Annotated in this window: 25 protein-coding genes, 1 tRNA gene and 1 pseudogene; 2 read left to right on the plus strand and 25 right to left on the minus strand. The window is 57.9% G+C overall.

Annotated elements, in window-relative coordinates; genetic code table 11:
* Nucleotides 1–201: 201 nt before the first annotated feature.
* The 23 genes and pseudogenes from E0F99_RS04075 to E0F99_RS04185 all read right to left on the minus strand — a co-directional run bounded on the left by E0F99_RS04075 (nucleotide 202) and on the right by E0F99_RS04185 (nucleotide 20,511).
* Nucleotides 202–507, minus strand: coding sequence for a hypothetical protein (locus E0F99_RS04075; protein WP_083357003.1), 306 nt, complete (start codon nucleotides 505–507; stop codon nucleotides 202–204).
* 294 nt (nucleotides 508–801) lie between these two features.
* Nucleotides 802–1,413, minus strand: a complete 612-nt coding sequence (locus E0F99_RS04080; RefSeq protein ID WP_083357002.1) for a hypothetical protein — start codon at nucleotides 1,411–1,413, stop codon at nucleotides 802–804.
* Nucleotides 1,414–1,449: 36 nt separating this feature from the next.
* Nucleotides 1,450–2,865: an HlyD family type I secretion periplasmic adaptor subunit gene (locus E0F99_RS04085; protein ID WP_130908711.1), complete on the minus strand. Its 1,416-nt coding sequence runs from the start codon at nucleotides 2,863–2,865 to the stop codon at nucleotides 1,450–1,452.
* A 71-nt stretch (nucleotides 2,866–2,936) separates the two neighbouring features.
* Nucleotides 2,937–5,075, minus strand: a complete 2,139-nt coding sequence (locus E0F99_RS04090; protein WP_083357000.1) for a type I secretion system permease/ATPase — start codon at nucleotides 5,073–5,075, stop codon at nucleotides 2,937–2,939.
* Nucleotides 5,076–5,191: 116 nt separating this feature from the next.
* Nucleotides 5,192–6,535 (minus strand): TolC family outer membrane protein, encoded by a 1,344-nt coding sequence (locus tag E0F99_RS04095; protein WP_278045757.1) that lies wholly within the window; start codon nucleotides 6,533–6,535, stop codon nucleotides 5,192–5,194.
* 247 nt (nucleotides 6,536–6,782) lie between these two features.
* Nucleotides 6,783–6,858: transfer RNA gene (locus tag E0F99_RS04100), tRNA-Lys, on the minus strand.
* A gap of 63 nt (nucleotides 6,859–6,921) precedes the next feature.
* Nucleotides 6,922–7,597, minus strand: a pseudogene (gene queC / locus E0F99_RS04105) (7-cyano-7-deazaguanine synthase QueC).
* A 1-nt stretch (nucleotide 7,598) separates the two neighbouring features.
* Nucleotides 7,599–8,246: a 7-carboxy-7-deazaguanine synthase QueE gene (gene queE, locus E0F99_RS04110; RefSeq protein WP_083356998.1), complete on the minus strand. Its 648-nt coding sequence runs from the start codon at nucleotides 8,244–8,246 to the stop codon at nucleotides 7,599–7,601.
* Nucleotides 8,247–8,411: 165 nt separating this feature from the next.
* The gene (gene ybgF / locus E0F99_RS04115) at nucleotides 8,412–9,248 is read right to left on the minus strand and encodes a tol-pal system protein YbgF (protein WP_083356997.1); all 837 of its coding nucleotides are present in this window, start codon (nucleotides 9,246–9,248) and stop codon (nucleotides 8,412–8,414) included.
* A gap of 6 nt (nucleotides 9,249–9,254) precedes the next feature.
* Nucleotides 9,255–9,755, minus strand: coding sequence for a peptidoglycan-associated lipoprotein Pal (gene pal / locus E0F99_RS04120; RefSeq protein ID WP_003209827.1), 501 nt, complete (start codon nucleotides 9,753–9,755; stop codon nucleotides 9,255–9,257).
* A gap of 55 nt (nucleotides 9,756–9,810) precedes the next feature.
* On the minus strand, nucleotides 9,811–11,091 hold the full coding sequence (tolB, locus tag E0F99_RS04125) for a Tol-Pal system beta propeller repeat protein TolB (RefSeq protein WP_152745290.1): 1,281 nt from the start codon (nucleotides 11,089–11,091) through the stop codon (nucleotides 9,811–9,813).
* Nucleotides 11,092–11,108: 17 nt separating this feature from the next.
* Nucleotides 11,109–12,182: a cell envelope integrity protein TolA gene (gene tolA, locus E0F99_RS04130; RefSeq protein ID WP_083356996.1), complete on the minus strand. Its 1,074-nt coding sequence runs from the start codon at nucleotides 12,180–12,182 to the stop codon at nucleotides 11,109–11,111.
* Nucleotides 12,182–12,634 carry a protein TolR gene (tolR, locus tag E0F99_RS04135; RefSeq protein ID WP_161635741.1) on the minus strand — a complete coding sequence of 151 codons (453 nt, stop codon included), beginning with the start codon at nucleotides 12,632–12,634 and terminating at the stop codon, nucleotides 12,182–12,184. Before tolR ends, tolA begins: the two co-directional genes overlap by 1 nt.
* Before the next feature lie 23 nt (nucleotides 12,635–12,657).
* Nucleotides 12,658–13,353 carry a protein TolQ gene (gene tolQ, locus E0F99_RS04140; protein WP_024077143.1) on the minus strand — a complete coding sequence of 232 codons (696 nt, stop codon included), beginning with the start codon at nucleotides 13,351–13,353 and terminating at the stop codon, nucleotides 12,658–12,660.
* Between the two features lies 1 nt (nucleotide 13,354).
* The gene (gene ybgC, locus E0F99_RS04145; protein WP_071484353.1) at nucleotides 13,355–13,810 is read right to left on the minus strand and encodes a tol-pal system-associated acyl-CoA thioesterase; all 456 of its coding nucleotides are present in this window, start codon (nucleotides 13,808–13,810) and stop codon (nucleotides 13,355–13,357) included.
* A 139-nt stretch (nucleotides 13,811–13,949) separates the two neighbouring features.
* Nucleotides 13,950–15,008, minus strand: a complete 1,059-nt coding sequence (ruvB, locus tag E0F99_RS04150) for a Holliday junction branch migration DNA helicase RuvB (RefSeq protein ID WP_083356995.1) — start codon at nucleotides 15,006–15,008, stop codon at nucleotides 13,950–13,952.
* Nucleotides 15,009–15,620, minus strand: coding sequence for a Holliday junction branch migration protein RuvA (gene ruvA / locus E0F99_RS04155; protein WP_083356994.1), 612 nt, complete (start codon nucleotides 15,618–15,620; stop codon nucleotides 15,009–15,011).
* A gap of 67 nt (nucleotides 15,621–15,687) precedes the next feature.
* The gene (ruvC, locus tag E0F99_RS04160; RefSeq protein ID WP_032862494.1) at nucleotides 15,688–16,212 is read right to left on the minus strand and encodes a crossover junction endodeoxyribonuclease RuvC; all 525 of its coding nucleotides are present in this window, start codon (nucleotides 16,210–16,212) and stop codon (nucleotides 15,688–15,690) included.
* Between the two features lie 141 nt (nucleotides 16,213–16,353).
* On the minus strand, nucleotides 16,354–17,100 hold the full coding sequence (locus tag E0F99_RS04165) for a YebC/PmpR family DNA-binding transcriptional regulator (protein ID WP_083356993.1): 747 nt from the start codon (nucleotides 17,098–17,100) through the stop codon (nucleotides 16,354–16,356).
* Nucleotides 17,101–17,236: 136 nt separating this feature from the next.
* The gene (gene aspS / locus E0F99_RS04170; RefSeq protein ID WP_130908713.1) at nucleotides 17,237–19,012 is read right to left on the minus strand and encodes an aspartate--tRNA ligase; all 1,776 of its coding nucleotides are present in this window, start codon (nucleotides 19,010–19,012) and stop codon (nucleotides 17,237–17,239) included.
* 107 nt (nucleotides 19,013–19,119) lie between these two features.
* Nucleotides 19,120–19,341 (minus strand): FmdB family zinc ribbon protein, encoded by a 222-nt coding sequence (locus tag E0F99_RS04175; protein ID WP_017139808.1) that lies wholly within the window; start codon nucleotides 19,339–19,341, stop codon nucleotides 19,120–19,122.
* A 171-nt stretch (nucleotides 19,342–19,512) separates the two neighbouring features.
* The gene (locus tag E0F99_RS04180; RefSeq protein ID WP_083356991.1) at nucleotides 19,513–19,854 is read right to left on the minus strand and encodes a ribbon-helix-helix domain-containing protein; all 342 of its coding nucleotides are present in this window, start codon (nucleotides 19,852–19,854) and stop codon (nucleotides 19,513–19,515) included.
* Nucleotides 19,855–20,037: 183 nt separating this feature from the next.
* On the minus strand, nucleotides 20,038–20,511 hold the full coding sequence (locus E0F99_RS04185) for a Dps family protein (RefSeq protein ID WP_003193874.1): 474 nt from the start codon (nucleotides 20,509–20,511) through the stop codon (nucleotides 20,038–20,040).
* A gap of 442 nt (nucleotides 20,512–20,953) precedes the next feature.
* Here E0F99_RS04185 and E0F99_RS30845 point away from each other — a divergent pair, with 442 nt between their 5' ends.
* On the plus strand, nucleotides 20,954–21,556 hold the full coding sequence (locus tag E0F99_RS30845) for a cold-shock protein (RefSeq protein ID WP_083356990.1): 603 nt from the start codon (nucleotides 20,954–20,956) through the stop codon (nucleotides 21,554–21,556).
* 70 nt (nucleotides 21,557–21,626) lie between these two features.
* Here the strand turns inward: E0F99_RS30845 and E0F99_RS04195 are convergent, their stop codons facing one another.
* Together E0F99_RS04195 and E0F99_RS04200 are read right to left on the minus strand one after the other, a co-directional pair.
* Nucleotides 21,627–21,833, minus strand: coding sequence for a SlyX family protein (locus E0F99_RS04195; protein ID WP_017847119.1), 207 nt, complete (start codon nucleotides 21,831–21,833; stop codon nucleotides 21,627–21,629).
* 3 nt (nucleotides 21,834–21,836) lie between these two features.
* Entirely contained in the window at nucleotides 21,837–22,262 is a 426-nt protein-coding gene (locus tag E0F99_RS04200) for an HIT domain-containing protein (RefSeq protein ID WP_083356989.1), read from the minus strand.
* Between the two features lie 743 nt (nucleotides 22,263–23,005).
* Here E0F99_RS04200 and E0F99_RS04205 point away from each other — a divergent pair.
* Nucleotides 23,006–24,298: an OprD family porin gene (locus tag E0F99_RS04205; RefSeq protein WP_083356988.1), complete on the plus strand. Its 1,293-nt coding sequence runs from the start codon at nucleotides 23,006–23,008 to the stop codon at nucleotides 24,296–24,298.
* The last annotated feature ends 23 nt before the right edge of the window (nucleotides 24,299–24,321 follow it).

Genomic DNA, 24,321 nt, shown 5'->3' on the forward strand with positions numbered 1-24,321 from the left:
AATCGAACTCGTCATGGTGCGTCCCGGGGTGTCTAAAAATGATGCCAAACCGTTGGCGATCGTGCCGTAATCCCCGGCAACCTCCAGTGGATTACTGTTTTCCTTTTGTGCATTGTCGCGAATGCTCTTCACCGCAAAAGAGTTATCAACCAACTCCGCAATTCGCTCAAACTGACTGACCGACATCGTCATTACCGCTCCTTATTTACTCATTACAGACAGATACCGCACTGCACAACCCGTAAAAAACCCGAACAGCGAAAAATTCGCCAATACAAACACCCGGGAAAAACAAATAACCATCCTGTTTTTTCTTTCAGACAGAAAAAGCCCTAGAAAAATATTAAAACAAAGCAACACTTTCACATCGGGATAAAGACTTATGAAGTAGTCATCCGTCACCCCAAGCGCAAATTTCATGAACAAAAATACAGCCACACCCACACCAATGGCACACAGAAAATACTTACTGTAAAACTTTCGCTGCTCGGCACTTAGCAACTCCATATCCCACTCCTCAACCGGCGTTCAACATCATTAAAATTCACGCCCACGCCCCTTTACCACTCTGGCGGAATATTTCATAACTATTTTTGTAAAGGCGGGTACGTGTACGGATGACCGAGGCGTCATAATCAGCTTTGATTTCACTTTCACATAACGAACAATTTTCAACACCCGCTTCTCATCTTCTTAGGCTTCGCCCTGTAACGCCTTTATGAAACACTCAACGCTCTTGCAAACTTTCATCCGCATTCACTTGATCATCGCTAAACACTAACAACGCCACGGGTCATCGCCTTATTCGACTACTATCTTACGCAAGACTTCAAGGGCAAAACGATCCATTGCCTTGACGTCCGTAAGTTCCTTGGGGTATTGATAAAAAACTAAAAGATCCGGCGCGTACAGTCTGCTCGCTCTAATGGTCGCCAAGAAGTCAGAAGCGATAACGGAGACACCATCTTCTCCGACAAACTTTCTTTCCTTATAATCATTCATATCATAGAGTTCAATTCCATCACTGACGGAAATCGGCGACTTCCCAACTAAATGCCTACTTGCATCATACTCATCCCTTGAAATACGGGTCATAAAAAAATAAATTTGAATTCCTTTTTCAAGTCGCGGAAAAACCACTGCCGAGCTCGGATAATCAACATAAAACTTAATACCCTCCCCACCTCCATAAAAGACAAACCTGCATTCCTGCGCGGAGAGTTTGAACTTAAAGTGTACGTTTGGTCGCTTTTCGTTGAGAAACTCGCAACCCGGAGAACCGGTCCCGTTCACGGACGAATAAAGTCGCATATAGGGGTTGTCTTGCGGCTTCGACATCAAGAAAAACACCAGCCACGACAACAGCATTAAAACAACCAGCCCACACCCATACTTCAAATATTTAACAAACATCAACTTCCTCACTGGCCAATTCAACGTGGGCAACCCTCAACGCTCATGCAAACTTTCATCCATATGCTGTTGCAACGGGCTCAAGAAGTATTCGATCACACGGCGCTGGTCCGTCTTCACTTCCGCCGTCACCGACATCCCCGGTGACAGCGCCACGCGTTGGCCGTTGATCATCAGGTGGTCGGTTTTCAAACGGATACGGCTGCTGTAGATCAGCCCGCGTTTTTCGTCCTCAATAGCGTCGTTGGAGACGCTGACGACCTCGCCGGCGACGGTGCCGTATTTGGTGAAGGTGAAGGTTTCGACCTTGACCGTGACCGGCTGGCCGGCGCGCACGAAGCCGACGTCTTTGTTTTCCAGCATGGCTTCGACTTCCACCGGCTGATCGGCCGGCACGATGACCATCAGCGCCTGGGCTGGGGTGACCACACCGCCGACCGTGTGGATCGCCAGTTGCTGCACCGTACCGTCTACCGGCGCGGTGAGACTGGTGAGGGTTTCCTGATAACGGGCCTTGGCCAACTCTTCGACCAGGCCTGCAGCTTTCTGATTGGATTGCTGCTGCAGGTCGAGCATCGCGCGGCGGTTTTGTGCGACCACGCCTTCGCGCCGTCGTCGCGCTTCACCTTGCGCCGCGGTGGACTGCAAGACACTGGCCTGCTGCACGCTCAACTGGCGTTGCAGGTCGAGGCGAGCCTGTTCTTTTTCCAGGTACTCATGGCGGGCGACGTACTGTTGCGCGAGCAGGCGTTGATAGTCCTCGGCCAGTTGCGTGGCAATCGGCACGGTTTGCCGAAGGCTGGCAACCTGGGCCTGGGCCGACTGGATTTCGGCGTTGCGCTGCTGGATCTCCGCGTCGACCAGCTCCAGGCTGCTGCGGTATTCCTGATACTGCCCTTGCAGCCAGCGCTGGGCGCTGAGCACCTGTTGCGGGTCGGCATCGGTAATTGCGCCGGGCAGTGATGCCGGTGGCTTCTGGTGGTTGATTGCCTCCAGCATCGCGGCGCTGCGGGCGCTGTCGATGCGGGCGGCGAGCAGGTCGCTGCGGATGCGTCGCACGTCGGCATCGGCGGCTGTGGGGTCGAGTTCGACCAGCAACTCGCCGACTTTCACCGCCTGACCATCGCTGACATGAATGGCCCTGACCACCGCCGTCTCACTGGGTTGAATCAGCTTGGTCTTGCCACTCGGCACGATCTTGCCGGACGCCACGGCCACCACCTCGATCTCGCCCAGGCAGGCCCACAGTAACGCCAGCGCGGCGAAGCCCAGAATACTCCACATGAATATCCTCGGCGCCGGGTGCACAGGCGTGTCCTGCAACTCCAGCGCTGCGGGTAGAAACGCAGATTCGTGGGGCAGGCGCGGCACGCTGTCCATGTGTTTGCGCTGGCGCCAGGACTCGCGCCAGGCGTGGCGATAACGCTGCATTAACGAAGGCGTAGCGCTCATGGGACATCCATCCTTGAATCCGAAATACAGTAAATGCCGGTGCGCCTCAGATAGGGCGCGCCGAGGGCAACTCAGCCCTGTTGCATGCGGTGCAGGCGTGAATAGTGCCCGGCTTGATGTGTGAGCAATTCGGCATGGCTGCCCTGCTCGACGATTTGCCCGCGATCGACCACCAGGATGCGATGGGCATCGCGCACGGCCGACAATCGGTGCGCGATGATGATCACCGTGCGCCCCGCGCAGATGCTCTGCATGTTCTGTTGGATGATGCGCTCGGACTCGTAGTCCAGCGCACTGGTGGCCTCGTCGAAAATCAGGATGCGCGGGTTGCCGATCAACGCGCGGGCAATCGCGACCCGTTGACGCTGGCCACCGGAAAGCGAGGTGCCGTGCTCACCGACCATGGTGTCGTAGCCTTCAGGCAACTCGAGGATGAACTCATGGGCACCGGCCATGCTCGCCGCGTGCATCACCGCTTCAAGCGGTGCCCCCGGATCGCTCAAGGCGATGTTCTCGCGGATGCTGCGGTTAAACAGCATGTTGTCCTGCAACACCACGCCGATCTGGCGTCGCAAAGAGGAAACATCGGCCAGGGCCAGGTCCATGCCATCGACCAGCACCCTGCCGCGCTCGGGCACATACAAGCGCTGCAGCAGCCGGGTCAGGGTGCTTTTGCCGGAGCCGGAGCGCCCTACTACGCCGATTACTTCGCCAGCGGCGATGTGCAGGCTGACGCCGCGCAGTACTTCCGAGCCGTCGGCGCGGTAGCGAAAATGCACTTGGTCAAATTCGATTTGCCCCCGCAGCGGCGGCAGCGCACTGCGCGTGGCCTGGGATAATTCGGTGCGGGTGTTGAGAATATCGCCCAGGCGCTGTACGGAAACACCGGTCTGCTGGAAGCTGGTCCATAGTTGCGCCAGACGCATGATCGGGCCGCTGACGCGACCGGCCAGCATGTTGAAAGCGATCAATTCGCCCACCGACAATTGCCCGTCGATCACCAGACGCGCACCCAACCACAAGGTCGCGACCGTGACCAATTTGCCGATCAGGCCCACACTTTCGTTGGCGAGGGTGGACAGCGTCTGGGTCTTGAAACCCGCGGCGACATACGCCGCCATCTGGTTGTCCCACTTGCGAATGGCTTGAGGCTCGACGGCCATGGATTTCACGGTATCGATGCCGTTCACCGTCTCGACCAGAAATGCCTGGTTCTCGGCGCCGCGGGTGAAACTGTCTTGCAAGCGAGCCCGCAGCAGCGGCGTGACGAGCAGCGAAACCAGGCCATACAACGGCAGCGACAACAGCACGATCAGGGTCAGCCACCCGCTGTAGTAGAACATCACCAGCACGAACACCACGGAGAACAGCACATCCAGCACCAGGGTGATGGCGTTGCCGGTGAGGAAGCTGCGAATGTTCTCCAGCTCGCGCACCCGGGCCACCGAGTCACCGACGCGCCGGGCCTGGAAATACGCCAAGGGCAGGTTGATCAAGTGCCGGAACAACCGCGAGCCCAATTCCACGTCGATACGGCTGGCGGTATGCGCGAATACGTAGCTGCGCAGGCCACTCAAGGCCGACTCAAACAGCATGATCCCCAGCAGCCCTGCCGCGATCACATCCAGAGTCGTCAGCCCGTGATGCACCAGCACTTTGTCCATCACCACCTGGAAAAACAGCGGCGTAACCAGCGCAAACAACTGCAGGGCGAACGACACCAACAGGACTTCGCCGAGTAGCTTGCGGTATTTGACGATGGCGGGAATGAACCAGGTGAAATCAAAGCGCGAGGTTTCGCCCGGTAGCCCGGACTCGGAGCGCACCAGAAGCAGTTCACCGCTCCAGCGCGCCGCGAGGGCTTGGAAGGTGATCACTTCCGGGCGTTCGGCACGCGGGTCCTGGATCAGTGCTTTGCCCTGGTCCAGCTTGGCAATGATGAAAAACGTTCCGTCGCCATTGGCTGCAATCGCCGGCAGCGGCGTGCGGTCGAGACGGGCGATGGTGGTGTTGACCGATTTGGCCTTCAAACCCAGCTTGCGTGCGGCCAGCAGCAATTCACGTTGCGTGAATGGCTGGTTGGCCGGGGCGAATTCATGAGCCAATTGCTCGGCAGACGCGGCCACCGAATGAAACCGCGCCAGCATCACCAGACACACGAGACCGGTGTCTGGCGCAGGCGACTCCGCGCCCCTTCCTTGATCACTCATAAGCTTCCATGCGCGCCGCCTGGCGACAATAAATTTCTTAAATCTTTCAATAGCTTATATCATTTTCGATACATTTAGAATCATTTTGATATCAGCCCCTCGAGATTTACCTATCACTAAAGCGCTTGCCGCTCCTGAGGCGGAAGGAAATCGCGATCCGGGTCGTAATCCTTGTTCAGGTACATTGCCAGATCACTTAAGTCGGCAGGGCTTAACGTCCCTGCCGCTTGTTTAAGCTTGAGCGTGTCGATGATGTAGTCGTATCGCGCGTTGTTGTACTCACGCACGGCAGCGTACAACTGGCGTTCGGCATTAAGGACATCGGCCGTGTTGCGCGAACCCAGGTCACGGCCCACCTGATTGGCCTTGACCGAGGCTCGGCTCGAACGAATTGTCTGGCGACGGGCAGTCACTTGCTCGATGTCGGAATTGATCGCCCGATAGAAATTGCGCGTGTTGAGTACCACCTCGCGGCGCCGGTCCTCTCGCTCGTCTTCACTCTGCGCCAAGCGCTCGGTGGATTCGCGCACTTGCGAACGGGTCATGCCGCCGCTGTACAGCGGGATGTTCAATTCGACGCCAATGCTGCCTTGCGAGACGCTACCCCGATAACCATCGCGACCAAAATCCGTCGGGTTACTGTAGCCAAAACTGTCGTTGTCACCCTTGCGCCAGGATGCCACTGCGTCGACGGTCGGAGCATAACCGGCCTTGCGCTGGCGGTTGGTCTGCTCGGCGGCGATCCCCGCGTAGCTGCTGGCCCGCAAGGCCAGGTTCTGCTGCACCGCACGCCCCACCCACGCTTTGGCATCGTTGGGCCCCGGAAGCTGCACAGGTAGCTGATGCTCAATGCCCTCGATCGAGGCATAGTCCTGGCGAGTCAAGCGCGACAAGGCGTCATAGACTTTACGCTCTGCCAGTTTGCGGTTGGCATTGGCATTGTCATAGGCAGCCTGGGCATCCAATACATCGGTGATGCTCGACGCACCATTGTCCAAACGCGCTTGGGCCTGCGCCTGCTGTCGCTTGAGCGCAGCCTCCTCGGCTTTGGATGCCGCCAATAAATCCAACGCACGCAAGGTTTCGAAATAGGCCTGGGCCGTGGTCAGAATCAGCCCCTGCTCCTTGGCGCCCAATTCCAGCTCAGCCTGGGATGCAGTGGCCTGCGCCGCTTCGAGTTGAAACCAGCGGTCGACACGAAACAACGGCTGGTTGAGATTCGCCTGGAACACCGCGGTGTTACGGGTACGGGTTAACCCGGGCTCATCGCGCTGCAAGCGCACCGCTTCGACGGTGCTGCCGGCGTTGAGGGTCGGCAGCAGCCCGGCGCGGGCTTGCGGCACGCTTTCGCGTCGGGCTTGATAATCGTGACGTGCAGCGGACAGCTGCGCATCGTGTTCAACCGCCTGCCGGTACACACCGAGTAAATCGGCACGTTCAGCACTGGCATAAGCCAACATCGGGATCAGGGTAAGCGGGAAGATGAGCGCAACGGCAAAAAGGCGGGAGCAAACAGTCATAACTATCCATGTCGAGAGGCTTTACCGATTCAGCTGGACTGATCGGGGCGCGCATCCTACGCCTGCCCGCACGCAGCAACAAGGCTGACTTGTAGCTAGTGGCCACTACTCACTCAAAATTCAGGCAAAAAAAAACCCGGAAATCCTCACTTGCGTGGGCCTTCCGGATTTTCTAAACCGCCAAAAATGGTGGGTCGTGTGGGATTCGAACCTACGACCAATTGGTTAAAAGCCAACTGCTCTACCAACTGAGCTAACGACCCGCTGTGTGGTGGCGCGTATAATACTGATTTCTAAGGATTATTCAACACCTTATTTTAAATAAATCAGAAATAACGCGTTGGGTCAGTCATTCCGGCGGCTTGGAAGCCTTCTGCACGCAGTCGGCAAGCGTCACATTTCCCACAACCACGGCCGGCATTGTCTGCCTGGTAGCAGGAAACAGTCAGCGCGTAATCGACGCCAAGTGCTATACCAGCCTTCACAATGTCCGCTTTGCTCATGCTCTGCAGCGGTGCCTGGATACGAAACCCCTGCCCCTCTACGCCGGCCTTGGTCGCCAGGTTAGCCATGCGTTCAAACGCCTCAACATACTCGGGACGGCAGTCCGGGTAGCCGTTGTAGTCGAGTGCGTTAACGCCGATGAAGATGTCGCGGGCATTCAGCACTTCGGCCCAGCCGAGGGCCAGGGACAGGAACACGGTGTTACGTGCGGGCACATAGGTCAGCGGGATGCCTTCGCTCGGCGCCTCGGGTACGTCGATGCTGCTGTCAGTCAGGGCCGAGCCGCCGATGCCATTGAGGTTGAGGCCGATCACTTTGTGCTCGACTACGCCCAGGTCATGGGCGACACGCGCGGCGGCCTCCAGTTCGGCGCGGTGACGCTGGCCGTAGTCGAAGCTCGGTGTAGCAGCTGTAGCCTTGGGCGCGGACCATGGCCACCAGCGTGGCGGAATCGAGGCCGCCAGAGAGCAGGATGACTGCAGGTTGTTGATCAGCCATCTCAGCGCCCCGGTTCGTCGTTCCACAGGTATTTGTGCAACTGCAATTGCAGGCGCACCGGCAGGTTGTCCGCCACCACCCAGTCCGCCAGGTCACGGGCATTCAGGTCGTGATGGCTGGGGGAAAACAGCACCTCGCCTGCGCGACGGTCCAGGCCGTACTGGATCAGCTTGGAGGCCGCCCAGTCATAATCGTCGCGGGAACAGATCACGAACTTGACCTGATCGTTGGCCGTCAGCAGGTCCATGTTGTCGTAGAGGTTGCGGTGCGCCTCTTTGGAGCCAGGCGTCTTGAGGTCGACCACGCGACTGACGCGCGGGTCCACCGCCGAGATGTCCAGGGCGCCGCTGGTTTCCAGCGAAACCTCGTAACCGGCGTCACACAGCTGCTTGAGCAGCGGGATGGCATTGGGCTGGGCCAGTGGCTCGCCGCCAGTCACGCAGACGTAGCGCGGCTTGAAGCCGGCAACCTGCTCAAGGATGTCGTCGAGGGTACGCACGGTGCCGCCGCTGAAAGCGTAGGCGCTGTCACAGTATTGGCAACGCAACGGGCAGCCGGTCAGCCGCACAAATACGGTAGGCAGGCCAGCGGTTCGCGTTTCACCCTGCAACGAGTAAAAAACTTCGGTAATACGTAATGTGTCTTGCATAGTCGCCACGGGCGTAACAGCTAAACAGGCTGTCCGCCTCCGTCAGGCACTTCGAGGGATTGCGCCAACGCGTCAACCCCAAGAAGCGTGTTTCATAAAAGGGCGTGGATTCTAACGAAAAAACCCGCGCCAGGCGCGGGTTTCTTCTAAACGGGGCAGCTTCGCTTACAAGCGCTGCAGATCCCGTTGGGCCAACTGGGCAGCGGACGTTCCCGGATACTGGGCAACGACCTGTTGCAGAATGCCTTTGACCTTGTCGGTATGACCCAGGCGGCGTTCTACGTCGGCAAGCTTGTACAGCGAATCAGGCACCTTGGCATGCTTTGGGTACAGCTGGCTGACCTTGGCAAACGCCTGGCCTGCTGCTTGTAAATCACCCTTGGCCAAGCTGACCTCGCCCAACCAGTACTGGGCATTGCCCGCGTATTGGCTGTTTGGGTACTTGCGCAGGAAGGCGGTAAAAGCCTGGCTGGCCTTATCGAAATCCTTGGCTTTGATCAGATCGAAGGCTGCATCGTAATACAGTTTTTCCTTCGCCGGATCACTCGGTTCGCTGCTGGCCGCAGGGGCTTGGCTGGCAGCCGTTGCCCCCGCTGCGGCACCACCGGCGGCGGCGCTTGGCGCACCACCGGCAGAAGAATTATCAGGAGTGGCGGCAGGTGTAACACCGGCTCCAATACGACGATCAAGATCCTGGTATCGCTCCAGGCCTTCTTGCTTGAGCTGGTTCACTTGGTTCTGCAGAACTTCAATCGCGCCTTGTTGCTGGGACAATTGATCCTGCATGCGTTGCAGCTGGTTGAACAGCTCGCCCTGTGCCGAGGGAGCGGACGTAACCGCTCCCCCAGCATAGGCGCCGTTCGTGCCATAACCCGCTGGGGGATAACTGCTCCCGCTATTGTTATAGCCAGAGTTGCTATCTTCCACAGGAACCGCAGCCCACACCGCAAGCGGGGCGAGGCTGAGAGCCAATACAGTTAGAGCACGACGGCACGTTCGCATGACGAATTACTTACGCAGTTCGACGCGACGGTTTTGAGCCCAGGACTGCTCGTCGTGGCCAGTAGCAACTGGACGCTCTTTACCGTAGGAAACCAGTTCCAGTTGGCCTGGAGCAACACCTTGCAGTACCAGGTAGCGCTGAACGGCTTTCGCACGACGCTCGCCCAGTGCCATGTTGTACTCACGAGTACCACGTTCGTCAGTGTTACCTTCCAGAACAACGCGAGCGCCGTTAGCTTTCAGGTCCTTCGCGTGAACGTCCAGAGCGCGCATGGCTTCTGGTTTCAGGTCCGAACTGTCGTATTCGAAGTAGAAAGTGGTGATAGCGCGCAGAGCAGCTTCTTCGCTCAGGGAGCCGTCGACTGCACCAGTGTTAGCGCCGTAACCAGCGTTTGGATCAACAGCTGCGCCTTCACCGGCATTGTCGCCGCCTTTAGAGGAGCAACCAACGGCTACGGACAGAGCCAGAGCCAGAGCAGCAAACTTACCAAACTTCAGCATTTCCATCGTGAAACTCCTAATGAACCCCAGTGTGTTAAGTACTTCTTTTTGTAGCGCCGCGTCAGTTCAGGTAAGGGGACCAGGACGGTTCTCTGACTTCGCCTTGAGCGGTAGGAAGCGGGAGCCTTACGCGTCCATTAATGGACACGAGCATCAAGACTCCCCGGCCCTGCTGGCGGGTGGCGTAGATTACCATGGTGCCGTTGGGCGCAACAGTAGCTGACTCATCAAGGTTGGTATCTGTAAGGATTTTTACGGTTCCGCGCTGCAAATCCTGGGCCGCAACCCGGAAATTAGTGAAGCCATCCTGACGGTGAATCATCACCAACGTCTTTTCATCAGCCGAAAGCTTAGGGTTGGCATTGTAGTTACCAATAAAGGTCACACGTTCTGCGCCACCGCCACCTACGCTTGTTTTATAGATTTGTGGCTTGCCGCCCCGGTCGGAAGTGAAATAGATGGTCGAGCCATCCTTGCCCCAGAACGGTTCAGTGTTGATGCCCGGGCCGCTGGTAACACGGCTGATCTGGCGCGAAGCCATGTTCATCACGTAGATGTCCGGGTTGCCGTCTTTAGACAACACGAACGCCAGTCGCGAACCATCCGGTGACCACGCAGGTGCACCGTTGAGGCCTTCGAAGTTGGTGATTTGCTCACGACGGCCAGTGTCGATGTGCTGTACGAAAATGCGCGGACGGCGCTGTTCGAACGACACGTAGGCAATACGCTTGCCGTCCGGCGCGAAGCGCGGCGACAGGATTGGCTCACGCGACTGCAGTAAAGTCACAGCCCGTGCACCGTCGTAGTCCGAACGCTGCAGCGTGTAACGCGTGTTGTCTACGGAGAAACGCTCAGCCGTTACATACAGCAGACGCGTCGAGAAAGCACCTTTGATACCGGTGAGCTTTTCAAACGACTGGTCCGATATGTAGTGCGCCATGTCCCGCAGCTGTTCAGCGGTGCCCGATACGCTGCCGGTCAAGACCTGCTGCTCGGTGGCCACGTTGAACAACGTGTACTGGATCTGCAGGCGACCACCGGCCGGCGTGATGTTGCCAACCATCAGGTACTGGGCGCCTACGGCTTTCCAGTCACGGAACACAACTTCGCTGGCCTGGTTCGGCTGGCTGATCATGTTGCCTTTCGGAATCGGCGCGTAGTAACCGGAGTTGCGCAGGTCGTCGCTGACGATCTGGGCCATGTCGTCCGGCAGCACGCTGCCGCCCTGCCAGCCGAACGGTACTACGGCGATCGGGGTGGCCCGATCGCTACCGCTGGTGACCAGGATGTTCTTTTCATCCGCCGCCGCTATCCCTGCCATACAGCAAATAACGACAAGCATTCCTCGAAGAAGGTTTCTCACAAGGCTAGATCCTCAGGTGTGAATGTCATCTTGAATGAACGATAGGGAGCGAAGTCGCTTGGTTTCATTCCCTGCATCTCGGTCAACCGGCCAATATTCTTGACCGCGGCAACCGCCGAACTGTCGAACGAACCGTCACCACTGGACTTGGCCACGCTGACCGAAGTCACCGTGCCGTCCGGCAACATGCCGATCTGCAGCACTACTGTCATACCTTTACGTGCCGAAGGTGGACGTGTCCAACCCTCTGCTGCCCGTGCCCGAATCAGGTCGTCAAAACTGCCCGCGACTTCATCACCACGTTCATCGGCCAAGGCTTGTTGACGCTGCGGCGTGTCGGAAAGCAAATCTGCCAAGGCCTGGGCCTTTTTCTCTTCGGCGGATTTACGTGCTGCTTCCTGGGCCTTTTTCTTACTGGCGTCGGCGGCAGCTTTCTTCTTCGCGTCGTCGGCGACTTTCTTCTTCGCCTCGTCTGCTTCAGCTTTTTTCTTGGCGTCTTCGGCGGCTTTCTTCTTCGCGTCTTCGACTATCTTTTTCTTGGCGTCTTCAGCGGCCTTTTTCTTGGCCTCTTCTTCGGCCGCTTTTTTGGCTTCTTCTTCAGACTTCTTCTTGGCTATATCAGCCAATTGTTTCTCTTCAGCCTTTTTAGCTTCGGCAGCTTTGTCGGCTTTCTTGGCTTCATCAGCCTTTTTCGCCTCGTCAGCTTTCTTGGCTTCGTCAGCCTTTTTCGATTCCTCGGCCTTTTGAGCCGCCTCTTCTTTCTTTTGTTCCGCAGCAGCCTTCACCGCTTCCTGCTCGACCTTCTTCTGTTCCATCTGCTCGACTTCAGTCTGGCGCGCAGCCGACTTCTGGGCCTCACCCGCAATCTTCTGATTGGTCTGGGTGGTGGCCTGACTTTTCGATTTCAGCTGATACAGGGTCGCCTGCACGATCGGCTTGGCTGGCGGCAGGTCCGGGGTCATGGCAAAGCTGACGAACAGCATGCCAAACACCAGGACGTGCAGGGCAATTGCCCAGACGCTAGGCCAGAAGAAGCTTTCCGAGGCGGACGGCTCTCGCTGTTGGTGCATCAGGGCGCCTCGGTAATCAAGCCAACGTTACCCACGCCGGCCTTCTGCAGCCCACCCATGGCGCCCATGACGGAGCCATAGTCGACCACTTTGTCGCCGCGAATGAACACCTGCGTGTGCTTGCCGCCTTCGTTGCCGGCCCGGATGATCTTGGTCACGGCATCGGTCATCTGCGGCAAGGTCATGGCCTTGTCCTGCTGTTTCTGGGTATCGACTTCGCTGCCAAGGTTCCAGTAATAGGTCTTGTCAGCTTTGATCGAAATGGTCAGGACCTGGGTGTTGTTGTCCTGCGGCAAGGCTTCGCTGGAAACCTTGGGCAGATCAACTTTCACGCCCTGATTGAGCATCGGCGCGGTCACCATGAAGATCACCAGCAGCACCAGCATCACGTCGATGTAAGGCACTACGTTCATCTCGGCGACCGGCTTGCGCTTTTTGCGAGCTCGAGCGATTAAAGCCATTGGGAATTACCTGCTTATTCTTCGCTGGTGTGCACTTTACGGTGCAGGATCGCCTGGAATTCATCGGCGAAGGTGTAGTAACGGCTGATCAAGGTTTCACCACGAGCGGCAAAACGGTTGTAGGCGATTACTGCGGGGATAGCGGCGAACAAGCCGATCGCGGTGGCGACCAGGGCTTCGGCGATACCCGGGGCCACGGTGGCCAGGGTCGCTTGCTGGGCCTGGGCCAGGCCGCGGAAGGAGTTCATGATCCCCCACACCGTACCGAACAGGCCGATGTACGGGCTCACGGAACCGACGGTGGCGAGGAACGGCAGGCTCTGCTCCAGTTTCTCTTCTTCGCGGGAAATCGCGACGCGCATGGCACGGGCCACGCCTTCCATGACCGCTTCCGGGTCAACGCCCGGTTGCTGACGCAGGCGGGAGAACTCCTTGAAGCCGGCGCGGAAGATCTGCTCGACGCCCGAATCCGGGTCCGGGTTGCTGCCGGCCTGACGGTACAGCTTGGACAGGTCGATACCCGACCAGAAGCGCTCCTCGAAGCTCTCCAGGGCACGTCGACCGGCACGCAGCAAATTGCTGCGCTGAAAAATCATGACCCAAGAGGTAACCGATGCGGCTACCAGGATCAGCATCACCAGTTGAACCACAACACTGGCATTGCTGACCAGGCTCCACATGGAGGAATGGTCGACGACGGTAGGTTCCACGCTAAATCTCCTGCTTTGATTGTTTACCCGCGCCGCTTACGCCGGCAAAGGCCGCGCGTAGAGCTTCGGGAATGGCCCGGGGTTTCAAACTATTGGTGCGCACACACGCCACCAGGAACTGCCCCTCACAGAGCAGCGTTGCATCCGTTGCCCGCCTGACTTGCTGTTTAAAGCGCAGGCTGACACGGTTCAATTCGATTACTTCAGCGCTGACCAACAATTCGTCGTCCAATCGCGCCGGTGCGTGGTAGCGCGCCTCGCTGGAATGCACGACGAATAACAGGTCCTCCCCTGCCAGCTGGGATTGGGCAAAGCCCAGCTCCCGTAGCCGCTCGGTTCGAGCCCGCTCCATGAACTTGAGGTAGTTGACGTAATAAACGATGCCGCCGGCATCGGTGTCCTCGTAATAAACGCGACAGCGATGTGCGAACGACTGATCCCCGTTTTGCGCGCGCATACTCTAGTGCTTACTCCTCAGGTTGCCAATCCGGCAGGGCAACTGTTTTTTCATTCTCTGAAACATTTGTAACGTCTGAATGACGACACCAGCCACTAGGACAGCACAAAGCTCAGATAAATCGACTGGCGTGACCTTTTTAATCGTCCACTGCATCGAGGAATTCGTCTACTACAGGCATCTCGCCCAATCGTGACGGAATGTTTAACCCGAAGTGCAAATAGGCATGGCGCGTCACTACCCGCCCCCTTGGCGTACGCATGATGTAACCCTGTTGGATCAGGTACGGCTCCAGCACATCTTCAATCGTGTGGCGCTCCTCACTGATCGCCGCCGCCAGGCTGTCTACGCCCACCGGGCCGCCGTCGAACTTCTCGATCATGGTCAAGAGTAGACGCCGATCCTGGTGATCGAAGCCATGTTCGTCCACATCCAGCAGGTTCAAGGCCAGATCAGCCACGGCCTTGGTGATATGCCCCTTGGCCCGCACCTCGGCAAAATCACGTACACGCCGCAGCAGACGGTTAGCGATGCGCGGCGTGCCACGCGCCCGACGGGCGATTTCAAACGCGCCTTCAGGGTCCAGCGGCAAGCCGAGAATGCTCGCCGAACGGCTGACGATGGTGGCCAAATCCGCAGTGCTATAGAACTCTAGACGTTGAACAATGCCGAAACGGTCTCGCAGCGGGTTGGTCAACATGCCTGCGCGGGTGGTCGCCCCCACCAGAGTGAACGGCGGCAAATCGAGCTTGATCGAGCGCGCCGCTGGCCCTTCGCCGATCATGATGTCGAGCTGGAAGTCCTCCATGGCCGGGTACAGCACTTCCTCGACGATCGGCGACAACCGGTGGATCTCGTCGATAAACAACACGTCGTGCGGCTCAAGATTGGTCAGCAACGCCGCCAAGTCGCCCGGACGCTCCAGCACCGGGCCGGAGGTGGACTTGATCGACACCCCCATTTCATTGGCGATGATCATTGCCAGCGTGGTTTTACCCAGCCCCGGCGGGCCGAAGATCAACGTGTGGTCCAAGGACTCGCTGCGCCCACGCGCGGCCTGGATAAACAACTCCATTTGTTCGCGCACGGTGGGCTGGCCGATGTATTCAGCCAGGCTCAGCGGGCGGATGGCCCGGTCCTGGACTTCTTCACGGTCGCGTGGGCCGGTGGCCGCGATTAGACGATCAGCTTCAATCACTTAAATCATTCCCTTCAGGGCTCGGCGGATCATGTCTTCGCTGCTCAGGTTCTTGTCCTTGATGGCCGATACGGCTTTGCTCGCTTCCTGCGGCTTGTAGCCCAGGGAGATCAACGCACTGACCGCATCGCTTTCGGCGCTGGCGACCTGGCCTGCCGGCATATCCGGCTGGTTTGGCACCAGGGCAAACATGCTCGGTGCCACTTCCCAGGCTTTGAAACGGTCCTTGAGTTCCACCAGCAGGCGCTCGGCAGTTTTCTTGCCAACGCCCGGCACCTTGGTCAACGCCGAGGTGTCCTGGGCCGAAACCGCGCGCACCAACTCATCCACTTCCAGGCTCGACATCAATGCCAGCGCGAGCTTGGGGCCCACGCCATTGAGGCGAATCAGCTCGCGAAAAAAGTCGCGATCACGCTTGCCAATGAAACCGTAGAGCAATTGCGCATCTTCACGCACCACCAAGTGGGTGTGCAGGGTCAGCGGCTCGCCGATCGACGGTAGGCGATACAGGGTGGTCATGGGCACTTCCAGCTCATAGCCCAACCCATTTACATCCAGAATCAGGTGCGGCGGCTGTTTCTCAGCCAGGGTGCCGCGCAAGCGTCCAATCACGGTTCAGATCCTTAAAGCTTAGGGTCAGAACAAGGCCTGACCGGAAATAACGATTGCGCTGATGCTATCAGAGACGCAGCCGGCCGCCACGACTGCGTGCCGTGCCAAGGCCGTGCGGCAACAGGCTGGAACGGGTGTGCGCATGGCAAATAGCAATGGCCAGGGCGTCGGAGGCGTCTATCTGCGGTTTTGAGGTGAGCTTGAGCATGTGCATGACCATCATCTGCACCTGCTCTTTATTCGCCGCGCCGGTGCCCACCACGGCCTGTTTGACCTGGGTCGCGGTGTATTCGGCGATTTCCATGCCCTCTTCGGCACCGGCGACGATGGCGGCGCCACGGGCCTGGCCAAGCTTGAGCGCGGAGTCGGCGTTTTTGGCCATGAACACCTTTTCGATGCCCATGGTCACCGGGCCGTAGGTCTGGATCACTTCACGCACGCCGCGATAGACGATCTGCAGGCGCTCGGCCAACTCGCCCGCACCGGTGCGGATGCAACCCGAGGCGACATAGATGCAGCCGCGCGGGGTGTGTTGCACCACGCCAAAACCGGTGATGCGCGAACCGGGGTCGATACCTAGGATTAAAGTCATAACGCCTGCAGTTTTGTGGATACAGATAGACCCAATGTGGGAGCGGGCTTGCCCGCGAAAGCGGCTATTCAGTAATGCATCAAGTGACTGACACACCGCATTCGCGAGCAAGCCCGCTCCCACAGGGGATCCTCATTGTTCTCAGGTGAGCTGCTCGGCTACAGATTCCGGGATGTCGGCGTTCGAGTAGACGTTCTGCACGTCATCCAGGTCTTCAAGCATATCCAGCATCTTCAGCACCTTCTGCGCACCGTCCAGGTCCAGCTCGGCGCTGGTGGTCGGCAGCATCACGATTTCCGCGTCGGTGCCTTTGAAACCGGCGGCTTCCAGGGCGTTGCGTACGGCATAGAAGCTGGCGAACGAGGTAAATACGTCGATGGAACCGTCTTCGTTGGTCACCACGTCGTCGGCATCTGCCTCCATCGCGGCTTCAATCAGCGCATCTTCATCCACGCCGGGCGCGAAGGATATCTGCCCCTTGCGCTCGAACAGGTAGGCCACCGAACCGTCGGTGCCCAGGTTGCCGCCGCACTTGCTGAACGCATGGCGTACAGCTGCCGCAGTACGGTTGCGGTTGTCGGTCATGCACTCGACCATCACCGCCACGCCACCCGGGCCGTAGCCTTCGTAGCTCAGTTCGACCATGTCGTCGGTGTCGGCCGCGCCGGCGCCACGGGCCACGGCGCGATCGATGATGTCGCGGCTCATGTTCGCGCCCAAGGCCTTGTCCAGCGCCAGGCGCAGACGCGGGTTGGAACCCGGCTCACCACCGCCCTGGCGGGCGGCGACGGTCAGCTCGCGAATCCACTTGGTGAAGATCTTGCCTTTCTTGGCATCCTGACGCTCTTTGCGGTGCTTGATGTTCGCCCACTTGGAATGGCCAGCCATAACACAACTCCGAAATTCTCTAGAAACTTTATCAATCCAGCCCCAGGCCGGATTTCATTCTTTTAAACGCAAAGGCGCATCCGAAGATGCGCCTTTTTGACTGCGTACAACCTTATCGCGCTTTCACGCAGCAGCCTTACTCAGCCTTCGGCGCCTCGCGCAGACGGATGTGCAGTTCGCGCAGCGCCTTGGCATCCACCACGCCCGGAGCCTGGGTCATGACGTCCGCAGCACTCTGGGTTTTCGGGAAGGCGATCACTTCACGGATCGACTGGGCGCCGGTCATCAACATCACCAGACGGTCCAGGCCGAACGCTAGGCCACCGTGCGGCGGTGCGCCGTACTTCAGGGCGTCGAGCAGGAAGCCGAATTTCTCTTCCTGTTCCGCTTCGTTGATGCCCAACAGGCGGAAGACCGCTTGTTGCATCTCTTTGCGGTGGATACGGATCGAACCGCCACCGAGCTCAGTGCCGTTCAACACCATGTCGTAGGCGCGGGACAGAGCGCCTGCCGGGTTGGCTTCCAGCTCTTGCGGCGAGCACTTCGGCGCAGTGAACGGGTGGTGCAAGGCGCTGAAGCTGCCGTCGTCGTTCTCTTCGAACATCGGGAAGTCGACGACCCACATCGGCGCCCACTTGCAAGTCAGCAGGTCCAGGTCGTGGCCAAGCTTGATGCGCAGCGCGCCCAGAGCTTCGCTGACGATCTTGGCTTTGTCGGCGCCGAAGAACACGATGTCGCCGTCGACCGCACCGACGCGATCGAGGATCGCGTTCAGGTTGTCCAGTGGAATGTTTTTAACGATCGGCGATTGCAGACCGTCAACGCCATTGGCGCGCTCGTTGACCTTGATGTACGCCATACCTTTGGCACCGTAGATGCCGACGAACTTGGTGTAGTCGTCGATCTGCTTACGCGGCATGCTCGCGCCGCCAGGTACACGCAGGGCGGCGATGCGGCATTTAGGGTCGTTGGCCGGGCCGCTGAACACCTTGAAGTCGACTTCTTTGAGTTGGTCGGCCACGTCCACCAGTTCCAACGGGTTACGCAGGTCTGGCTTGTCGGAACCGTAGCGGCGCATGGCTTCTTCGAAGGTCATGTGCGGGAATTCGCCGAATTCCAGATCCAGCACTTCCTTGAACAGGTTGCGGATCATTTGTTCGGTCAGGCCCATGATCTCTTTTTCATCGAGGAAGCTGGTCTCGATGTCGATCTGGGTGAATTCAGGCTGACGGTCAGCGCGCAGGTCTTCGTCGCGAAAGCACTTGGCGATCTGGTAGTAACGGTCGAAGCCGGCCACCATCAGCAGTTGCTTGAACAACTGCGGCGATTGCGGCAAGGCAAAGAAAGAACCGGCGTGAGTGCGGCTCGGCACCAAGTAGTCACGCGCGCCTTCCGGGGTGGCCCGGGTGAGGATTGGCGTTTCGACATCCAGGAAGCCGTTTTCGTCGAGGAAGCGGCGGATGCTGGTAGTCATGCGCGAACGCAGACGCAGCTTCTCGGCCATTTCCGGGCGACGCAGGTCCAGGAAGCGGTAGCGCAGGCGTGTTTCTTCGCCCACGTCGGAGTATTCGTTGAGCGGGAACGGCGGAGTTTCCGACTCGTTCAGCACTTCCAGCTCGTAGCCCAACACTTCGATCGCGCCGGACGCCATGTTCGCGTTCACGGCACCGGCCGGACGCAGGCGAACCTTGCCGGTGATCTTGACGACGTATTCGCTGCGCACGCGGTCGGCGGCGGCGAAGCTCGCGGCGCGGTCCGGATCGAACACTACCTGGGCCAGACCATCACGATCACGGATATCGAGGAAGATCACCCCGCCGTGGTCGCGGCGACGGTGAACCCATCCGCAAAGGGTGATTTCCTGACCTTCCAGGGTCTCGTTCAGTTGGCCGCAATAGTGGCTGCGCATCATGGTAGTGGTTTCACTTCTCGTAATTCGAAATTCGGTGGAGGCTCGCCTCGTCACCGTACAGTTAAGCAGGGGACGGATAATGCAGGAGCCTGCGCGTAGAGTTCAACTCAGTCTGCTTTGTCGCCGCCCGCCAGATTTTTCTTGGCGCCGGTCTTGAAGTCGGTCTCGTACCAGCCGCCACCGCTCAGGCGGAAGCCCGGCATGGACAACATCTTCTTCAGCTCAGGTGCCTGGCAGGCAGGGCAATCGACCAGCGGCGCGGCGCTGATCTTCTGAATGGCTTCCAACTGATGACCACAGGAAGCACATTGATAGTCGTACATGGGCATGGAGATGTCTCGGCGATCGGATCATTACTGCGCCACGCCCTGCCCTGTGGATAAACCCCTGGCATGCGCAGCAAAGCGCGGGATTATATCTGGTAAATCGAGGCAGCGCAGCCGGCTTTCTGCCCCAAGGCCGGCCCGCCTTAGCGGCGAACCGGCTGGGCAACCGCCAGATTAATCGCCGTTCATCGGGGTGACGCGGCTTTTTAATACGTGAACCACGCACACCACCCTGACCAATCCGCTGAAGTTCTTCACTCCTCCGTAGCGCAAATGCACTTCCCGATCGACATAAGACAGCAACGCACTGACTGAGCAGGCATTGATCCTGGCTATCTCTGTGAGAATATTCCAGTAGATCTGTTCAAGCCGCAGGCAGGTGGAAAACCCGTTAAGCCTGACCGACCGGGACAATGGCTTGGCCAAGCCCATATCGAACCCTTTCGCAAAAGGGTCGCCCTTTATCTGATGGAAACCGCAGGTTTCCATCACCCCATTACCCACTCCGCGTGACATACACCTGACACTCCATTGCCAAACATCAGCCCATGGGTTTGTCCCATAGGACAGTGGGTCTATAAAACAGCAGGACGCGGGGGGGGGAGCCAGAAGACGGGGAGTCGATAGTCGTAGGACAACGCCAGGAAACGTGGGGAAACAAGCGAGGGGCGCCAGGGCGGCGCCACTCAAACTGGATGTTTACTGGTTTTCGAGCAAAGAACGCAGCATCCACGCGGTTTTTTCATGAACCTGCATACGCTGGGTCAGCAGATCAGCGGTCGGCTCATCGCTGACCTTATCGAGCAATGGGAAGATGCCGCGCGCAGTGCGCGTCACCGCCTCCTGGCCCGCCACTAACTGCTTGATCATCTCTTCTGCGCTGGGCACACCCTCTTCTTCCTTGATCGAAGACAGACGGGCGTAGATCGAATAGGCACCCGGCGCCGGGAAACCCAGGGCACGGATACGCTCGGCAATAGAGTCCACTGCCAGTGCCAGTTCGTTGTACTGCTCTTCAAACATCAAGTGCAGCGTACGGAACATGGGGCCCGTGACGTTCCAATGGAAGTTATGGGTCTTCAAATACAGTACATAGGTATCGGACAGCAGTCGTGAAAGTCCGTCGACGATGGATTTACGATCTTCTTCACTGATACCAATATCGATTGCCATGTTTTTCCCCTTCAATTGACGAGCATTCATTGATCAGGTGCAGGACCACTCTAGCAAGAGTGCTGGCTATGTGCAGCCCGACACAGGCAGCAGGCGTGCGACAAATCGCCCCTCTGCGCAAACGCCTGCTGCTCGCTCAAGGGCGGCGCGCATGCCTTTGCACAGAGTAGGAAAACGCTAAAAATGCCGCTCAAAAACCCCGCACCTGTCTAGGACAAGCGTTTGACGCAGAAATGCCCTGGCGCTCGCAATGCCCCAAAATGCTTGATTTGAGTAGGCACAGCCTTTGCTGTTAAATAGGCGCTGTGTGGTGAGCCGTTTATTTCTGCGGCACGCCACATAGGCTGATACCCGCGCACGTGCCCAACGCCTCCCATTGTTCAGAAGCGAACCGTGCCAGTCAGCTCTTCCTTGTGATCCTTCTTAACGTGAGTTAATCAAAATGTTGAAAATCGTCCACCTGCTAACGGGCGTTGCAGCGTTGCTGCTGTCCTTTATACCGAGCTTGCAACAGGGAAGCCCTCCCTACCTGGAACAACATGACGCTCTGTACCTGGCCTTGTTCGGCCTTCTTAACCTGACGCTGGCACCGGTGATCCCTTACTGGAACAAAGGCACGCGTCATCAACTGCAAAACCTGGTCAGCGCCCTGCTGGTGCTGACCGTTGTCGTTCAAACGCTCACCCTCCTCGCACCTATGCCTGAAGTCGGCGGCCACCCGGCCATCCTGCTCAGCCTGGTGATTGCTGTGGTCGCCATCGTTCTTCACCTGGCCATCAGCTTCTACCGTTCGTCCCCAGCCGCTGCATCGCAAAACTACGACATGACCAACCGGGATACCGGGACCGTCAAGTGGTTCAACACCTCCAAAGGCTTCGGCTTTATTTCCCGCGATTCGGGCGACGATATCTTCGTCCACTTCCGGGCCATCCGCGGCGAAGGTCATCGCGTTCTGGTCGAAGGCCAGCGCGTGGAGTTCTCCGTCATGAACCGCGACAAGGGCCTGCAAGCCGAAGACGTGATCGCGGCATTGCCGCGTCGCTGATTCCCACCCTTGGCGCCATAAAAAACCGCGATCCAGCGCTGCTGGGTCGCGGTTTTTTTATGGCGTGCACTTAATAATGCGGTGGTGGGGCTTCTTCTTCGGATGACTCGAACTGGCCACCCATTTCTTCTTGGCGCTTGAGCAGCGCGGTCATCTGCAACTGCAGGCGTTCAACCGCCCGCTGCTGGGTGACGAGGATGTCATTGAGGGTCTCGATGGTGTCGTCCTGAAACGCCAGACGACTTTCCAGATCGGTTACGCGGTCTTGCAGGTCCATGGCTCAGTCCTGGGTAAAGATGAAGTCGGCGGGCAATAATTCGCGCAGTCGGGTGCGAATCGCCACCACTTGCTCCTCTGTATACGGCCGGGCCGGGTGCTTGCCCCAGACCGGTGCCGGCCAGGCGGCGTCATCCCGCTTGCGCACAATCACATGCACATGCAGTTGGCTGACGACGTTACCCAACGCACCAATGTTCATTTTATCGGCAGCCATGCCTTCATTGAGCAGTTGCGCCAGAGCCGTGGCTTCTTTCCACAGCGTCTGTTGATCTGCGACATGCAGCTGAAACACTTCGCTGATACCGTCGATGCGCGGCACCAGGATGAACCAGGGGTAATTCGAGTCATTGGACAGCAGCAGGCGACAGAGCGGAAAGTCGCCAATGGCCAGTGTGTCTTGTTGCAGGCGTTGATCTAAGGCGAACACGCGGGCACTCCGTTCGGCAGGTCGATATCAGGTGCCCAGCATACCTTCGAATGCTTAAGGCTTCACAACGAATGCGGGGGAGCGTCGAAGCAACCGGATAAAAAACCTGCACCTTTTCGAGGCGGCCCAATAGTTGAGCTACGCTGATACGGGCCTGAACGGGATGCACCAAAATGACCCACCCGTGCTTCAAAGGGATCCGCCAACTACCCACTCAGGGGGTGAACCGGTAACGTTTTGCGCTGGCACAGGATTTATGTACCTCCTCACAGGTGAAATACCGGGGCGTCAAGCCCAAACCAAACGACGTAAAAAGCCCGTGCTTATGCGGTTTTTACACTGCCGTAACGCTTTTCACGAAAAAATGACATTCGGTTACCGCTTTGTGCACGCTTGTTGCATTGATACCCGCATCGTCGGCAACGGCACTCGTTTGGAAGCAGGTGTCTCACGATAAAAAACAGTGGTGATTGAGTGCATAGCAAGGACGAGTTCAAACTTCGAAAGCGGTCTGAAAACAGCACTTAAGTTGTCAGCCCGGTGACAGTCGGGCTGTGAATTTGCGACATGGAACTAGCAATTTACGACAGCCTCGTAAAGAAGCTGAAAGGATAGATGAGTCAGTATCGTCAATAGGGTCTGCGTGATATAACTTTGCGCCGACACATAAAAGAAAGAGCCGCCCAGATAAAAATACAGGTGGGACGGCAGTACTCTTCATAAAACCAAAGGAGCAAATCACGATGCGCGTGATGAAGTGGAGCATGATCGCCCTGGCTGTTTCAGCAGGCACCTCGCAGTTCGCAATGGCGTCCGCCCAAGATGATTCCAAGGGCTTTATTGAAGACAGCACAGCCAGCATTCTGACTCGTACCCTGTACTTCAGCCGTGACTACCGTAACCACGATGCGAAGCAAAGCCGTTACGAAGAAACCGGTCTCGGCTTCCACGGTCTGTTCAGTTCGGGCTACACCCAAGGCACCATCGGTGTCGGTGTTGATGTCATCGGCCTGCTGGGCGTCAAACTCGACAGCGGCAAGGGTCGTGCCGGTACCGGTCTGTTCCCTACGGGTTCCGACGGTCGTTCGCAGGACGACTATTCCAAAGGCGGCGCTGCCGTCAAGTTCCGTATTTCCAATACGGTCCTGAAGGTCGGTGATCAATACACCACCGCGCCAGTGTTCGCCTCCGATGACAGCCGTTTGCTTCCGGAGTTGCCACAAGGCATCTCCATCACTAGCAGCGAGATCAAAGACCTGAAACTGGAAGCCGGTCACTTCACATCGATCGTTGCCCAGGACAAAAGCTTCCGCGACAGCATCGGGAGCTCTGAGCCTGGCACGAAGACTGGCCTGCGCGATGCCAACTTCGTGGGCGGTGTCTACGCCTGGACTCCAGAGATCACCACCAGCCTCTACTACTCCAAAGTGGAAGACTACTGGAAGAAGCTCTACGCCAACGTGAACTGGACCCACGCGCTTAGCAATGACCAATCCGTGGCTGTCGACTTCAACATATACGACACCAAGAGCGACGGCGCAGGCCTGGTACGTTCCGACAAAGACAGCACTACCAAGCTCAACAACCGTGCGTTCAGCTTGCAGGGTGCTTACTCTGTCGGCGCCCATACCTTCACCCTGGCAGCGCAGAAAGTCACCGGCGACGGCCAATACGCCTACGGCGTAGACGGCGGCGGCACGATCTTCCTGGCCAACTCCATCGCCCGTTCCGACTTCAACGCCGAAGGCGAGAAGTCCTATCAGGCACGTTATGACCTCAACATGGCTACCTTCGGTATTCCTGGCCTGAGCTTCATGACTCGCTACGTGAAAGGTACGGGCGCCAACATCGCCATCACCAGCAACGGCAAAGAGTGGGAACGCGATATCGAAGCCAAATACGTGATCCAGAGCGGCCCGGCAAAAGACCTGAGCCTGCGCGTACGTCAAGCGACCTATCGCTCGTCTGATCAGGTTTACTCGGGTTCTCTCGACGAACTGCGTCTGATCGCGCAATACCCGCTGAACATCTTGTAATCAGCCGTTTGATTACAACGATG

It is taken from the genome of Pseudomonas antarctica, assembly GCF_900624995.1.
GTDB lineage: Bacteria > Pseudomonadota > Gammaproteobacteria > Pseudomonadales > Pseudomonadaceae > Aquipseudomonas > Aquipseudomonas antarctica.

Bases quoted from the DNA above. Each gene is read 5' to 3' on its own strand.
- E0F99_RS04195 (WP_017847119.1), bottom strand. From the start codon at position 21,833: ATGGACCTGCAAGACCGCGTAACCGATCTGGAAAGTCGTCTGGCGTTT.
- E0F99_RS04090 (WP_083357000.1), bottom strand. From the start codon at position 5,075: ATGAGTGATCAAGGAAGGGGCGCGGAGTCGCCTGCGCCAGACACCGGT.
- E0F99_RS04095 (WP_278045757.1), bottom strand. From the start codon at position 6,535: ATGTTGGCTTATGCCAGTGCTGAACGTGCCGATTTACTCGGTGTGTAC.
- aspS (WP_130908713.1), bottom strand. From the start codon at position 19,012: ATGATGCGCAGCCACTATTGCGGCCAACTGAACGAGACCCTGGAAGGT.
- pal (WP_003209827.1), bottom strand. From the start codon at position 9,755: ATGGAAATGCTGAAGTTTGGTAAGTTTGCTGCTCTGGCTCTGGCTCTG.
- E0F99_RS04185 (WP_003193874.1), bottom strand. From the start codon at position 20,511: ATGGCAATCGATATTGGTATCAGTGAAGAAGATCGTAAATCCATCGTC.
- E0F99_RS04080 (WP_083357002.1), bottom strand. From the start codon at position 1,413: ATGTTTGTTAAATATTTGAAGTATGGGTGTGGGCTGGTTGTTTTAATG.
- ybgF (WP_083356997.1), bottom strand. From the start codon at position 9,248: ATGCGAACGTGCCGTCGTGCTCTAACTGTATTGGCTCTCAGCCTCGCC.
- ruvC (WP_032862494.1), bottom strand. From the start codon at position 16,212: ATGACTTTAATCCTAGGTATCGACCCCGGTTCGCGCATCACCGGTTTT.
- E0F99_RS04085 (WP_130908711.1), bottom strand. From the start codon at position 2,865: ATGAGCGCTACGCCTTCGTTAATGCAGCGTTATCGCCACGCCTGGCGC.
- E0F99_RS04075 (WP_083357003.1), bottom strand. From the start codon at position 507: ATGGAGTTGCTAAGTGCCGAGCAGCGAAAGTTTTACAGTAAGTATTTT.
- E0F99_RS04175 (WP_017139808.1), bottom strand. From the start codon at position 19,341: ATGCCCATGTACGACTATCAATGTGCTTCCTGTGGTCATCAGTTGGAA.
- queE (WP_083356998.1), bottom strand. From the start codon at position 8,246: ATGCAAGACACATTACGTATTACCGAAGTTTTTTACTCGTTGCAGGGT.
- tolB (WP_152745290.1), bottom strand. From the start codon at position 11,091: ATGCTTGTCGTTATTTGCTGTATGGCAGGGATAGCGGCGGCGGATGAA.
- E0F99_RS04180 (WP_083356991.1), bottom strand. From the start codon at position 19,854: ATGTCACGCGGAGTGGGTAATGGGGTGATGGAAACCTGCGGTTTCCAT.
- E0F99_RS04165 (WP_083356993.1), bottom strand. From the start codon at position 17,100: ATGGCTGGCCATTCCAAGTGGGCGAACATCAAGCACCGCAAAGAGCGT.
- ybgC (WP_071484353.1), bottom strand. From the start codon at position 13,810: ATGCGCGCGCAAAACGGGGATCAGTCGTTCGCACATCGCTGTCGCGTT.
- E0F99_RS04205 (WP_083356988.1), top strand. From the start codon at position 23,006: ATGCGCGTGATGAAGTGGAGCATGATCGCCCTGGCTGTTTCAGCAGGC.
- E0F99_RS30845 (WP_083356990.1), top strand. From the start codon at position 20,954: ATGTTGAAAATCGTCCACCTGCTAACGGGCGTTGCAGCGTTGCTGCTG.
- tolA (WP_083356996.1), bottom strand. From the start codon at position 12,182: ATGCACCAACAGCGAGAGCCGTCCGCCTCGGAAAGCTTCTTCTGGCCT.